We start from the raw sequence: 14,097 nt of genomic DNA, 5'->3' as shown, positions 1-14,097 counted from the left end.
CCACCTTCGTTTCCGCGCAGATCACGGTTACGCATGCTTCCGGCCGCCGATTCGGCGTGCGTAACCGTGATCTGCGGGACTCGGGGGCGAACCTCGCAGGGCTCGGGGCGGACGGAGCCGGGCCGGGGTGCGTGAGCCCGTCGCACGGGCGTGGTTGCATATAGCCGTGACCCGGCGAGCCATGAGCACGTTTCGGCTGGTGCGGCCGTCGGCCGTCAGCGCCGGCGCGCCTGTGCTCGACGAGGCGCAGTCGCGGGTGGTGGCGCATCGCGACGGCCCGCTGCTCGTCCTGGGCGGCCCGGGCACGGGAAAGACGACTGTGCTGGTCGAATCGGTCGCCCGGCGGATAACCGAGGGCGACGATCCGGAAGGCGTACTGGTCCTGACGTTCGGGCGACGGGCCGCCATGTCGCTGCGACGGCGGATCGAGGCCCGGGTCAGCGCGATCGCCGAGCGCCGCGTCATCCGCGAACCCATGGTGCGCACCTTCCACGGGTACGCCTTCGGCCTGCTGCGAGCCGCCGCTGCGACTAGGGGCGAGCCCGCGCCCCGCCTCCTCACCGGTCCGGAGCAGGATCTCGTCATCCGGGAACTGCTGGCTGACGGCGAGATCACCTGGCCTGACGACGTCCGCCCCGCTCTGCGTACGCGGGCCTTCGCCGAGCAGCTTCGCGATCTGCTGCAACGAGCGGCCGAACGCGGATTGGGGCCGAACGGGTTGCGGGAGCGCGGCGTACGCCACGGCCGGGCCGACTGGCAGGCGGCAGCCGAGTTCCTCGCCGAGTATGAGCAGGTCCTGGCGCTGCGGGAGATGACGACGCGCAGCTCGGCGGCGTACGACCCGGCGGAGCTGGTGCGAGCGGCGTCGGCGATGCTGCGCGACGACCCCGCCCGATTGACGGCGGAGCGACGGCGACTTCAGGCGGTCTACGTCGACGAGTACGCCGACACCGACCCCGCCCAGGTGGAGCTGCTCGACCTGGTGGCCGGCAGCGGCAAGACGGTCGTGGCGCTGGCCGATCCCGACTCGTCGACCTTCGCCTTCCGGGGTTCCGATCCGGCCCTCGTCGGGCGGTTCCCCGCCACCTTCCGCCGAGCCGACGGGGCGGACGCGCCGGTTCAGCTGCTCGGCGTCAACCATCGGGCGGCCGATCCGCTGCTCACTGCCGCCGCCCGGATCTCCGTACGCCTTCGCGCCTCGGCGGGCGTCGGCGTGTCGCACCGGCGCGTCACCTCGGCTGCCGCTGCCGCTGCCCCCACCGCCGCGGCGCAAGATCAGCGCCAGATCAGGGATCTGGGGCGAATCATGGTCCAAGATTCGACCGAGAACCCTGATCCAGCGCCGAAAGCGACAGCGCCGAAAGCGACAGCGCCGAAAGCGACAGCGCCAGCGCGGACTGCGGAAGCGCCAGCGGAGGGCCTGGAGGTGGTGAGCCTCCGAAGCGTGGCGAGCGAAGCGGCGTACATCGCGCATCGCCTCCGCGAAGCGCACCTAGTCGAAGGCGTGCCGTGGTCACGCATGGCGGTGATCCAGCGATCCACCGCGATCCAGCTGGTCAGCCTGCAACGAGGACTCCGTCAAGCCGGTGTGCCGACGGTGGTGCTCGCGGAGGATCTGCCGTTGCACGAGCAACCGGCCGTCCGCCCCTTGCTCACCCTCCTGAGGTGTGCGCTGAAGCCGGAGGAGCTGACCGAGGAGACGGCGGTCGCGTTGCTGCATTCGCCGTTGGGCGGTGCGGACCCGTTCGGCGAACGCCGACTGCGCCAGGGCTTGCGGGCGCTGGCCCACGCCGCCGGTGATCCCCGGCCGAGCGGGGAACTGCTGGTGGACGCCCTGCGTGATCCCACTGAACTCGCCGTCATCGACAAGCGGTGGGCCGCACCGGCGAGCCGAATCGCCCAGCTGCTCGCAACCGGACGGGAGGTCGCGGCGCGACCGGGCGCCACGGCCGAAGACGTGCTGTGGAACGTCTGGCGAGCCAGTGGCCTCGCCGAACGCTGGTCGGCCCTGGCGACTGCCCCGCCGACCGGCCCGGATCAGCAGCGGCGGGCCGAGGCGGCCGACCGGGACCTCGACGCCGTCGTGGTGCTGTTCGACGCGGCCGCCCGATTCACCGATCGGCTGCCGGGAGCGAAGCTCGACACCTTCCTCGATCACGTGCTGAGTCAGCAGTTGCCGGCGGACAGCCTCGCGCCCAACGCCGACCGCGGTGAAGCCGTACGCCTTCTCACCGCGCACGCGGCGAAGGGGCTGGAGTGGGACGTGGTGGTGGTCGCCGGGGTGCAGGAGGGCATCTGGCCCGACCTGCGGTTGCGCGGCAGTCTTCTCGGCTCCGAGCAGCTGGTGGACGTACTCGCCGAGCGAGCGGGGGAGACCGAACGGGAAGTCGTGACCGCGCAGTCGGCTGCCCTCCTTGACGAGGAGCGGCGGCTGTTCCACGTCGCGATCACCCGCGCGCGGACGAAGCTGCTGGTGACGGCGGTCGACACGGGTGCCGTCGGCGGCGACAGCGGCGAGGAGCGCCCGAGCCGGTTCCTCTACGAACTGGCCGGCGAAGACGTCACGGCGGCCGATGAACGGGAGCCGGAGGAGGCCGAGGACCTCCCGATTTCCAAGCCTCCGCGGGCGCTCACCCTGCCCGCTCTGATCGCCGAGTTGCGGATCGCAGTGACCGATCCGAAGACTCCGCCGAAAACCAGGGACGCCGCAGCGGTGCAGCTCGCACGGCTCGCTGCGGCCGGCGTACCAGGGGCTCATCCGGACCAGTGGTGGGGCCTGCCGCCGCTGTCGGACGACCGCCCGCTGGCCGACGACGGTGATCCGGTTGTGGTCACACCGTCCACGATGGAGTCCGCGTTGCGATGCAGCCTGCGTTGGCTGCTCGAACGGCACGGCGGCAAAGCGCCGGACAGTTTCGCCCAGGGCGTGGGCAACCTCGTGCACGCGGCGGCGATGCTGGCCGACGACGTCAGCGTCGACCGGGCCGCGCTGATGGAATACGTCAACGAGCGGTTCGACGTGATCGAGCTGGCCGCCAAGTGGCTCGCCCCCCGCGAGCAGCACAAGGCCGAGCAGATGATCGACAAGCTGGTGCGCTGGATCACCGGCAATCCACGGCGGCTGCTCGCCATCGAACGCGACTTCCTCGTCCGCGTCACCGACGACGAGGCTCGGCCGATCGACCTCAAGGGCCGGGTGGACCGGCTCGAAGTCGACGAGCAGGGCCGGCTGGTCGTGATCGATCTCAAGACCGGAGCCAGTACGGTCGCCACCGCGCAGGAGTTGCCGGAGCATCCGCAGCTGGGGGCGTACCAGGTGGCGGTGGAGGCCGGCGCGTTCGAGGAGGGCAGCGAGTCCGGCGGTGCCGCGCTCGTGCAGCTCGGCGGGGATCGTCGCGACGCCCGCGAACAGATCCAGGAGGCGATCGGCGTGGTCGAGAACCCCGACTGGGCCTCGGAGATGGTCCGCAAGACCGGGGCGACGATGGCCGCGTCCACCTTCGTGGCCAAGGCCAACGACAAGTGCCGAGTCTGCCCGGTCCGGCCGAGCTGCCCGGTCTCCGGCAAAGGACGGCAGGTGGTCGAGCCGTGACGGTGTTCGACTCCGGCCCCCGGTTCACCCCGCACGAGCTCGCGACCCGGCTGGGACTCACCCGGCCGACCGACGAGCAGGCCCGGGTCATCGCCGCGCCGGTCGCTCCGTTGCTGGTGGTGGCGGGCGCGGGATCGGGCAAGACCGAGACCATGGCGGCGCGCGTACTGTGGCTCGTCGCCAACTCGCACGTCCGCCCGGAGCAGATCCTCGGCCTCACCTTCACCCGCAAGGCCGCCGGTGAGCTGGCCCATCGGGTCCGGCTGCGGCTGGGTCAGCTGCGCCGTCGCATGCCTGAGCCCGGTCCCCAGCGCAGCATGGGCGAGCCGACCATCTCCACCTATCACTCCTTCGCCGCCCGGGTGGTCGCCGAGCACGGTTTGCGCGCCGGGTTCGAGCCCAGCGCGCGGCTGCTCTCCCAGGCCGCCGCGTGGCAGCTCGCCGACGAGGTGGTCGCGGCGTACGACGGCGACATGACCGCGGTGGACAAGGCCAAGTCCACGGTCACCAAGGCCGTCCTCGACCTGGCCGCGGAGATGGCCGAGCACCTGGTGGGCCCCGACGAGCTGTCCGCGTGGACCGGCCGCTTCTCGGCCGAGCTCACCGGCCTGCCGGGCCGCGTCTACGCTCCGGTCCAAGCTCTCCTCGGCACCCAGCGGGCTCGACTCGCGCTCATGCCGATGATCCGCTTGTACGCACAACGCAAAGCGGCGTTGGAGGCGATGGACTTCGGCGACCAGCTGTCGAGAGCGGCGAAGGTGGCGCGCGATCACTCCGAGGTGGGCGCGATCGAGCGGCAGCGGTTCGCCGTGGTGCTCCTGGACGAGTATCAGGACACCAGTCACGCCCAGGTGGTGCTGCTGCGTTCGTTGTTCGGCGGCGGTCATCCGGTGACGGCGGTCGGCGATCCCGGCCAGTCCATCTACGGCTGGCGGGGGGCGAGTGCGGGGACGCTGGACCGGTTCCCCGACGACTTCCGCCAAGCCGATGGATCGCCCGCCCAGGTGATGGCGCTCAGCCGGTCCTTCCGGAATCGGCAGCAGATCCTGCACGTCGCCAACGCGGTCTCCGAGCCGCTGCGGCAGCGGGGCGCCCGGGTGACCGCGCTGCGGGGCGACGGGCGTACCGGGTTCGTCCACTGTGCACTGACACCGACCCTGCAGGACGAGGCGGAGTGGATCGCGCGCCGGATCGACGAGATCTGGGAGGAAGTCGCCGACGAAGCCGAGCGAGCAGGCGTGTCGGCACCGCCACCCACCACGGCGGTCCTCGTCCGCGTACGCGCCCAGATCGAACCGATCGAGCAAGCGCTCCGGGCGCGGGGACTGCCCGTCGAAGTGGTGGGCCTCGGCGGCCTGCTCGACACTCCCGAGGTACGCGATGTGGTCTGTACTTTGCGCGTACTGGCCGATCCCGCCGACGGGGCCTCGCTGTTGCGCATGCTCACCGGAGCCCGCTGGCGGGTCGGCCCGCGCGACCTCGTGGCGCTGCATCGGCGGTCCCGCAAGATAGCGGCCGACCGGAGAGGCGATCCCGAACCGGTGGTCACCGACCGGCTGGACGAGGCGGCGCTCAGCGAGGCGCTCGACGACCTCGGCGACCCGGCGGCCTACTCGACGCACGGCTACATCCGCTTCCGCCGGTACGCCAAAGAGCTGGCCGAGCTGCGCCGGCACCTCGACCAGCCGCTACCGGACCTGATCTCGGAGATCGAACGGGTCAGCGGACTCGAAGTCGAAGTCCTCCTGCGGGGCGGCGAGTCGGCGTTGAGCCGGGCCCACCTCGACGCCTTCGGCGACGTCGCGGCCCGGTTCTCGGCCGAGACGGAGGGAGCCACCCTGTCGGCGTTCCTGGCCTATCTGCGCGCCGCCGAGGAGGAAGAACGCGGGCTCGCCCCGGGTGAGGTCGAGGTCGTCGAGGGCGCGGTCCAGCTGCTGACCGCCCACGCGGCGAAGGGCCTCGAATGGGATCTCGTGGCAGTGGCCGGGCTGACCCAGGGCGTGTGGCCGGGGAAGACGAAGAACAGTGACCACTACCTCGACGGGCTCGGCGTACTGCCGTTCCCGTTGCGCGGCGACCACGACGGGCTGCCCGCGCTGAAGGTCCCCACCGGTCCGGACGCCGATCAGAAGGCGCTGCGGGACGCGGTCGACACGTTCCGGGTCGAGTGGGGCGAGCACGACGAACGCGAGGAACGGCGATTGGCGTACGTGGCGGTGACCCGCCCCCGGCGCTGGTTGCTGGCCAGTGGCGCGTGGTGGGGGGACGGCGTACGCCCGCGGGGGCCCTCGCCGTTCCTGGAGGAGATCGCCGAACTGTGCCGCCAAGGCGACGGCGTCGTCGAGATGTGGGCGCCCCCGCCCGCCCCCGACGCGGTCAACCCGGCGCTGGGCGCGTCGGCCGAGATGGAGTGGCCCCTCGACCCGTTGGGGCGGCGACGGCCGGCGGTCGCGGCGGCCGGCGACCTCGTCCGGTCCTACCTGGACGTCACCGGGGACGGGCTGTCGCGTACCGGGCGGCAGGCCGAACGAAGGCTCGCCGGGTTCGCCGACGAGCAGGCCCAGCGATGGGGACGCGAGGTCGAGCTGCTGCTCGCCGAGCGGGCGCTGCAACGGCGTACCGGGAACGTCATCGAGGTGCCGGTGCCCCGGCAGTTGTCGGTGTCGCAGCTGGTCATGCTGCGCCGAGATCCTCGGGATCTGGCCCGGTCGCTCCGGCGTCCGCTGCCGCACCGCCCCAACCCGTACGCACGCCGTGGCACCGCCTTCCACCTGTGGCTGGAGCAGCGCTTCGGGGCGGATCGCCTCCTCGACGTGGACGAACTACCCGGTTCGGCCGACGCGGACGCGGCCGACGACGACCGCCTGGCCGCCCTGCAGGAGGCCTTCCTCGCGGGTGAGTGGGCCGACAGGACGCCGTTCGAAGTGGAGGTTCCGTTCGCGACGGTCCTCGGCGGCGTGGTCGTCCGGGGCCGGATGGACGCGGTGTTCGCCGAGCCGGACGGCAGCTACGACGTGGTCGACTGGAAGACCGGTGGCCGCCCGGCCGGCACCGCGGCGGCTGCGGCGGCGGTACAGCTGGCCGCGTACCGGCTGGCCTGGGCCTCGCTGGCCGGGGTGCCGGTGGCCAAGGTCCGGGCGGCGTTCTACTACGTCGCGGAGAAGGTGACCGTGCGCCCGGTCGACCTGCTGGACGAGGCCGGGCTGACCCAGCTGATCGCGGGGTTGCCGGAAGCCGGATAACCGACGGCGTCCGGTTCCTGACTGATCCTTTCGCGGCGGCCGCTCACGATGGATCTTGTGAAAGGGGCGACTCGGGAAATCCTCGTGGTGCTGGCCGTGGCGACGGCCGGTGTTGCCATCGCGGGCGCGATCGTGCTCATTCCCTGGCACCCGCACCTGCCCGCGACGAGCGCCGTCGTCGAGGTGTACGCCCCCCACCGTTGATCACCCGCGAGGGGTAGCCTGTGCTCTCTCCACACCCTCGTTTCACCCCTTGGTTCCGCCGGGAGGGCGGTCGTTGATGTCAGCGAAGCGTGGCACCCTCGTCCTGGTCGCCGCCTGCCTGATCGGCCTGGCCACGGCGACGCCGGCGTACGCCGACGGCGTGCGTTCCCAGCAGTGGTATCTGTCCTCGCTGGACCTGGCGTCGGCGCAGGCCGTCACCAAGGGCGGCGGAGTGGTGGTGGCCGTCGTGGACTCCGGAGTGGACGCCACCCATCCCGACCTGCAGGGCTCGATCTTGCCAGGGACGGAGACCGCCGGGACGAAGGACTCCGACGGGCGGGGCACCGCGCTCGCCTCGCTGGTGGCCGGTCACGGTCACGGCGCGGGTGGGGCGGACGGCGTACTCGGAGTGGCACCCGGCGCACAGATCCTCCCGGTCGCGTTCGCACCACGGACGGGCGAGGCGGGCGATCCCGCCGCCTTGGCAGCCGGCATCGACCTGGCCGTCTCCAAGGGTGCCAAGGTGGTCTGCGTCGGCCGGGGAGTCGCGCCGAACCCGCGGTTGCGGGAGGCCGTCGAGAACGCCCTGGCGGCTGACGTTCTCGTGGTGGCAGCCGACGGCGACGTGCCCAACGCCACGTTCTCGCCGTGGCCGTCGTCCATCCTCGGCGTACTGACCGCCATCCCGCTCGACCGCGCCGGGAACGTCGCCGTGACTCCGGCCAGCCGCCAGACCAGCGGCGTCGGCGTACCGGGGGTCGATTTGATCTCCGCCACCTCCGGCGGCGGCTATCGGCTGCAGACCGGGGCCACCGGCACGGGACTGCTCTGCGGTGCGGCCGCGCTCGTGCGGTCGGCGTACCCGCAGATGTCGGCCGAGCAGGTCGCCGACCGGCTGCGGGAGACCGCCACCGACAAGGGCCCGGTCGGCCCGGACAGCCAGTTCGGCGCGGGTGTGCTGAACCTGAGGGCCGCGCTGGCCGGGGCGACCGCCGCGCCGGGCGTGTCGCCGAGCGCCTCGCACGTCGTCGTCGGGCCGGAGCAGCGCCCGGTCGGGGTCGCCCTCACGGACAGCCGTGACTGGCGCCGCTGGCTCGTCGTCCTGCCCCTCGTGATCTTCCTCGCGGGGCTCGTCGCGTACGCCTTCCGCCGCAAGGCTTGACGCGGAGAAGTCTGCGCTAGGGTCGGGGGGTGGCTTTGGCGATCGAGATCCCGCGCACCCGCTATCCCGTCGAACAGTTCACTCTTCCGAACGGCCTGCGGGTGGTTCTGGCCCCGGATGCCAGCGCCCCGGTGATCGGTGTGGCCGTCGTCTACGACGTCGGCATCCGTTCCGAGCCGGAGGGTCGCACGGGCTTCGCGCACCTCTTCGAGCACCTCATGTTCCAGGGCAGCGCCAACCTGGAGAAGCTCGCGCACTTCCGGCACGTCCAGGGGGCGGGCGGCACCTTCAACGGGTCGACCCACCTGGACTACACCGACTACTTCGAGACCCTGCCGAGCAACGCGCTCGAGCGGGCGCTCTTCCTGGAGGCCGACCGCATGCGTGGGCCGCGCCTGACGGAGGAGAACCTGCGCAATCAGGTCGACGTCGTCAAGGAGGAGATCCGGGTCAACGTGCTGAACCGGCCCTACGGCGGTTTCCCCTGGCTCAAGCTGCCGCCGGTCATGTTCGACACGTTCCCGAACGCGCACGACGGCTACGGGTCCTTCGGTGACCTGGAGTCGGCGACGGTGGCCGACGCGGCCGACTTCTTCCAGCGCTTCTACGCCTGTGGCAACGCCGTGCTCTCAGTCGCCGGCGACCTCGACGTCGACGAGACCCGCAAGCTCATCGAGAAGCATTTCGGCGACGTCGAGGCGCGCCCCGCCCCGGTACGCCCCGACTTCACCGAGCCCGATCTCACCAGCGAGCGCCGGGAGACCTACACCGACCGGCTCGCCCCGCTCCCTGCGGTGGCCTCGGCCTGGCGCGTGCCGGACCCCACCAAGGACCCGGAGGGCTACCTGGCGTACGTGGTTCTTGCCGAGGTACTGACTGACGGAGATGCCTCCCGGCTGGTCGAGCGGCTGGTGCTGAAGGACCGCACGGTGACCAGCGTCGGCGGTTACATCGGCTTCATGGGCGAACCGTTCGAGGTGCGCGACCCCACCGCGCTGGTGCTCCAGTCGCACCTGCCGCCGGGCGGCAACGTCGACCGGGTTCTCGCGACCGTCGACGAGGAGCTGGATCGGCTCGCCACCGACGGCCTCGCCGCCGGCGAGCTCGCCCGGACCCAGGCTCGCATGGCCACGCACCTGTTGCGGGACAACGACGCAGCGCTCAACCGCGCCCTGCGGATGGCCGTCCTGGAGCAGCAGCGCGGCGACGCGAAGCTGCTCAACGAGCTCCCTCATCTGATCTCCTCGGTGACCGAGGAGCAGATCGTCACCGCCGCGGCAGCGCTGCGCCCGAACCGGCGCGCGTCCGTCGAGGTCATCCCCGGCGCCGGTAGCGGCGCGAACGGCGCAGCCCAAGGAGACGAGCAGTGACCCACACGCTTCCCGACCTCGGCCCCAACCGGCCGCTGACGCTCCCGCCGCAGGCGGAGAAGACGCTGGCGAACGGGCTGACCGTGATCGCGATCCGGCGTGCGGCCGTTCCGCTCGTGGAGGTGCGGCTCCGGGTCCCGTTCGCGGGCACCGATCTCGCCTCGTCCGCGCTGCTGGCCAACACGCTCTTCTCCGGTACGCCGACGATGACGACCGTGCAGATCGCGGCCGAGTTGCAGGCGGTCGGCGGCGCGCTCGGCGCGGGCGTCGACCCGGACCGGGCGATGATCTCGGGCAACTCGCTGGCGTCCGGGTTGGACCGGCTGATGGAGATCCTCGCCCAGGTGCTGACCGGGGCGACCTATCCGGAGTCCGAAGTGGAGACCGAGCGGGCCCGCCTGGTCGACCGGATCCAGATCGCCCAGTCCCAGCCGTCCCACCTGGCTCGGGTCGCGCTCCTGAAGCGCATGTACGCCGACCACCCGTACGCCGTCCAGACGCCCACCGTCGCGCAGGCGCAGGCGGTCGGTCAGGACCAGTTGCTGAATCTGCACGCCGCCCGGCTGCACCCGTTCGGCGCTCACCTGATCCTCGTCGGCGACCTGGATCCGGAGAAGGTCATCGAGGTGGCCGAGCGCCGGCTCGGCGACTGGACCGGCAACGGCGACCCGGTCCAACTGCCGCCCACGCCGGCCCTGGTGCCGGGGCCGCTGCTGCTCGCCGACCGGCCCGACTCGGTTCAGTCGTCGCTGCGGATCGCGCTGCCGGCCGTTCCGCGCAAGCATCCCGACCACGCCGCGCTGCAGCTGGCGAACCTGGTCTTCGGCGGCTACTTCTCCAGCCGCTGGGTGGAGAACATCCGCGAGGACAAGGGATACACCTACGGCCCGCACTCGCTGATCGACCACTCGATCGCCGGTTCCGCCCTGCTGGTCAGCGCCGAGGTGGCCACCGAGGTCACCGCGCCCGCGCTCGTCGAGACGCTCTACGAGCTGGGCCGGATCTCGACCACCCCGGTCGAGACGGCCGAGCTGGAGCAGGCCCGGCAGTACGCCCTGGGCACGCTGCAGCTGGGCATGTCGACCCAGAGCGGGCTGGCCGGCCTGGCCAGCACGTACGCCGGCTACGGCCTGCGGCTGGACTTCCTGGCCGAGCACTCGGCCCGCCTGGCGGAGGCGTCGATCGCCGACGTCGCCGCGGCGGCGGAGAAGTACCTCGGCCCGGCCAAGGGCGTCGTGGTCGTCCTCGGTGACGCGAAGGTCGTGGAGGACTCGTTGGCGGCGATCTCGCCGGTGACGGTCCAGCCGGCCGTCTCGGAATGAGTCCAGTGGTAGATCTGCCTCCGCTGTCCCGGTCGACCATCGACCGGGCGGCGCACCTCCGGCGCGATCCGGAAGCGCTGGCCGAGGCGTGGGAACGCGGGCTCGTGCTGGTCATCGGCCCGGACGACAAGGCCCTGGTACGCGACGGGCAGCTGGTCCTGCTGCCCTCCGCGCAGGCTCCGCAGGGTGACCGGCTGTTCCTCGGATTGGCCGGCGAGCAGCCGTACTTCGCGATCGACGCGGACCTCGTTCCCGAGGCGGTCACCGGCGAGGCTCCCGAGCTGCTGGGCGAGCCGGTGCACCTGTGGGAGATCGGTGAGGCGCTCTCCGACTTCGACGCCGGGTTGTTCACCGAGGCGGTCGCGCTGATCAAGTGGCATCGCGACCACCTCTACTCGCCGTCGACGGGGGAGAAGACCGAGGTCACCGACGGGGGGTGGGTCCGGCGGGAGCCGGACGGAACCCAGCACTTCCCGCGTACGGACGTCGCGTCGATCATCCTCGTCCACGATGGACGGCCGGGCCCCGAGGGCCGGGCCCTGCTCGGCAGCAATGCGATGTGGGCGAAGGCGGCTCGCAAGCGGTACTCGACGCTGGCCGGGTTCGTCGAACCAGGCGAGTCCGGTGAGGCGGCCATCGCCCGTGAGGTACGCGAAGAGGTCGGTGTCGACATCTTCGACATCACCTACATCTGCAGCCAGCCGTGGCCGTTCCCGCGCTCGCTGATGCTGGGCTATCTGGCGCAGGCCGACCCGGACGCCGAGATCGTCACCGATCCGAGCGAGATCGTCCACGCGCGCTGGTTCACCCGGGCCGAGATCGAGGCGGCGATGGCCGATCCCGAGGGGGCCGAGATCATGCTGCCGATGAAGGCGGCGATCTCGACGTTTCTCATCCAGCGTTGGCTCGATCTTCGGTAAGCAGCACGGGTTCCTCGGCCGACGGGGTAGGTGTGGCGGCGGCCGGTGGGGTGAGCCGCCGTCCCGCCCAGACCCAGGTGCCGGCGATCGAGACGACGAACGCCATCACGCCGAGCAGGATGCGGTAGTCGACCAGTCCGACGAGGATCGCGCCGGCTCCGATGGAGAGCGCCTGGGGGCCGCTGATCAGCGCGTCCATCGCCGCCGACGTACGCCCCATCAACTCGCCGGGCGTCGTGCGCTGCAACAGCGTCTGCAAGCCGACGATCAGGTAGGGCAGGCCGAAACCGCACAGCACCATCGCCGGGAAGGCGGCCCAGACGTTCTGGTAGAGCGCGCCGACCAGGTACATCGGGACGAACAAGATGAGTCCGGCCGCGACCGTGCCGACCTCGCCGACGCGGCGCATCACGGCGGCGGCGGTCAGACCGCCGAGCAGGCCGCCGATGCCCTGGACGCTGATCAGCACGCCGAGGAATGCCGCCGGTTTGTGCAGGCCCTGGTCGTTGAAGGCGAAGAAGACCGATTCGCCGAGGCCGAAGACCAAGATGGCGAGCGTGGTGCCGAGCACCGCCAGCCGCAGGCCCGGCTGGCCGAACAGCTGGCGCACCCCGGCCGTGACTTCTGACATCCAGCGCTGCTCTGTGCGTACCGGCTGATCTTCCTGAACGTGCAGCGCGGTGATGACGCCCGCCGCGATGAGGAAGCCCGTGATGCCGAGGCTGGCCAGAGCCCAGCCGCCGAAGGCCGTGTAGAGGCCGGCGCCCAGCAGCGGCGCGAACAGGCGGAGGCCCTGTTTCACGGTCTGGAGCGCACCATTGGCCTCGCCTAGCTCTTCCGCCGGGATGACTTCCTTGATGAGGCCGTTGAGCGCCGCGCCGACGGCGATGAACGACAACCCGTACGCCGCCGCGACCGCGTAGATGATCCAGAGCGTGCCGCGATCCTGGACCGCGAACAGCGGGGCGAGGATGGCCGCGGAGAAGAGGTTCGTCGCGATGAGGAAGGGCCGGCGCTTGAAGCGGTCGGCGACGAATCCCACGAACGGCGCGAGCACGATCGGGGCGACCAGGGCGAAGAACGTGGCGCCGGCGAGGCTGTCGGAGCCGGTCATGTCCTTGACCCAGATGCCCAGCGCCAGGAGCAGCACCGATTCGGCGGTCATGCTGAAGAAGAGACCGGCGAACAGCAGCCGGAAGGCGGGTCGTCGCAGCACGGTGCGCATGCGCGTGGGTCTCCTTCGCTCAGTGCTCGGCCGGGATGCCCCAGGCGAGCAACCGGATGGGGCGGGCGTTGTCGGGGCGGAGTGCGGGATCGGCGAGCCGGTCCAAGTGGCGCAGCCACATCTCCTGAACCTTCGCCCCGATCTCGTCGAGTTCATCGGGGGTGAGCCAGGTGACGCTCTGATCGAAGAACGCGGCTTGCCGCCATTCGGCGTCGTGCTTGCCTCGGCGTTCGCGCCAGGAGCGCAGCTCGCCCACCTCGTACTGGAGCATGACCTCGGACACCGCGTCGCCGGCCGCGGTGACCTCCGGCGGCTCACCGGGCGTGCCCCAGCGGTTGCCGGCCGGCACGAACCGCCACGGGCGCCGGCGGCCCTGACCGCCCGGCGCGTCCTCGACGTAGCCGTACTTCGCCAGCTGGCGCAGGTGCCACGAGCAGTTCGGCGCGGTGTCGCCGACTCGTTCGGCCAGCTCGGTGGCGGTCGCCGGGCCTCGCAGCGCCAGCTCCTGGAGCAGCTTCATCCGCAGCGGATGGGCCAGCGCCCGGAGCGCCTGAGGATCGGTGTGTTCGCGCATTCGCCACTCGGCCATGCCCTCAGCGTACGCGATTAAAGGGTTCTTTCAAAAGAGCTGTTTAAAAAGCCCCGCTGCCGAGGGGGCGGGGGCCGGCTGGACTCAGACGTGAGTGATTTGCGTCAGATCAGGCGCGGTTGGCCGAGTTTGAGGACTTTGACCCGCTGGCGGCCGGCGCGGACCGCCCCGACGGAGGCGAGGGCGCGAGCGAGGCGCAGAGCGGCTTCGAGCGAATCCGCCTCGGCGGTCTGCCTGCGTGGCTCCGGTGATTCGGTCTCGTCGCGTAGTGGTGCGTCCTCCGACCAGAGCGTGTTGAGGTCGTCCAGGTCTACCGGCCTGACTTCGGTCCGGATTATGAGGTACCGCATGCGACGTCTCTCCGTGTGTCTGCCCAGGGCGGCGGAGGGTGCTCGAGGGAGATCCATCGGTGGAACTTCCACGAGTGGTGAGGACTATGGTGCGGTAAACCACGGAGCGTTAACAAGGACT

General features: G+C 71.3%; 10 protein-coding genes. 7 read left to right on the top strand and 3 right to left on the bottom strand.

The window, feature by feature from the left end; genetic code table 11:
• Window positions 1-181: 181 nt before the first annotated feature.
• The 7 genes from HOV77_RS23460 to nudC all read left to right on the top strand — a co-directional run bounded on the left by HOV77_RS23460 (window position 182) and on the right by nudC (window position 11,812).
• Window positions 182-3,592: an ATP-dependent DNA helicase gene (locus HOV77_RS23460; protein ID WP_290865079.1), complete on the top strand. Its 3,411-nt coding sequence runs from the start codon at window positions 182-184 to the stop codon at window positions 3,590-3,592.
• Entirely contained in the window at window positions 3,589-6,834 is a 3,246-nt protein-coding gene (locus HOV77_RS23455) for an ATP-dependent DNA helicase (protein WP_290865077.1), read from the top strand. The genes HOV77_RS23460 and HOV77_RS23455 overlap by 4 nt, the downstream gene beginning before the upstream one ends.
• 57 nt (window positions 6,835-6,891) lie before the next feature.
• Entirely contained in the window at window positions 6,892-7,038 is a 147-nt protein-coding gene (locus HOV77_RS23450) for a hypothetical protein (protein WP_290865075.1), read from the top strand.
• Window positions 7,039-7,114: 76 nt separating this feature from the next.
• Window positions 7,115-8,200, top strand: coding sequence for a S8 family serine peptidase (locus HOV77_RS23445; protein ID WP_290865073.1), 1,086 nt, complete (start codon window positions 7,115-7,117; stop codon window positions 8,198-8,200).
• A gap of 29 nt (window positions 8,201-8,229) precedes the next feature.
• Complete coding sequence (locus HOV77_RS23440; protein WP_290865071.1) at window positions 8,230-9,570, top strand: pitrilysin family protein; 1,341 nt, start codon at window positions 8,230-8,232, stop codon at window positions 9,568-9,570.
• Window positions 9,567-10,892: a pitrilysin family protein gene (locus HOV77_RS23435; protein ID WP_290865069.1), complete on the top strand. Its 1,326-nt coding sequence runs from the start codon at window positions 9,567-9,569 to the stop codon at window positions 10,890-10,892. Before HOV77_RS23440 ends, HOV77_RS23435 begins: the two co-directional genes overlap by 4 nt.
• Before the next feature lie 5 nt (window positions 10,893-10,897).
• Window positions 10,898-11,812: an NAD(+) diphosphatase gene (gene nudC, locus HOV77_RS23430; RefSeq protein ID WP_290865067.1), complete on the top strand. Its 915-nt coding sequence runs from the start codon at window positions 10,898-10,900 to the stop codon at window positions 11,810-11,812.
• On the opposite strand, the gene HOV77_RS23425 is transcribed toward nudC, so the two are convergent.
• The 3 genes from HOV77_RS23425 to HOV77_RS23415 all read right to left on the bottom strand — a co-directional run bounded on the left by HOV77_RS23425 (window position 11,784) and on the right by HOV77_RS23415 (window position 13,976).
• On the bottom strand, window positions 11,784-13,037 hold the full coding sequence (locus tag HOV77_RS23425; RefSeq protein WP_290865065.1) for an MFS transporter: 1,254 nt from the start codon (window positions 13,035-13,037) through the stop codon (window positions 11,784-11,786). The genes nudC and HOV77_RS23425 overlap by 29 nt on opposite strands.
• Before the next feature lie 19 nt (window positions 13,038-13,056).
• Window positions 13,057-13,626: a helix-turn-helix domain-containing protein gene (locus HOV77_RS23420; protein ID WP_290865063.1), complete on the bottom strand. Its 570-nt coding sequence runs from the start codon at window positions 13,624-13,626 to the stop codon at window positions 13,057-13,059.
• Between the two features lie 104 nt (window positions 13,627-13,730).
• Window positions 13,731-13,976 carry a hypothetical protein gene (locus HOV77_RS23415; RefSeq protein ID WP_290865061.1) on the bottom strand — a complete coding sequence of 82 codons (246 nt, stop codon included), beginning with the start codon at window positions 13,974-13,976 and terminating at the stop codon, window positions 13,731-13,733.
• Window positions 13,977-14,097 lie beyond the last annotated feature (121 nt).

The organism is Hamadaea sp., from assembly GCF_013362815.1.
Taxonomy (GTDB): domain Bacteria; phylum Actinomycetota; class Actinomycetes; order Mycobacteriales; family Micromonosporaceae; genus Hamadaea.
Note: the sequence above shows the minus strand (reverse complement) of the source record. Positions and strands in the feature narration are given on the sequence as shown.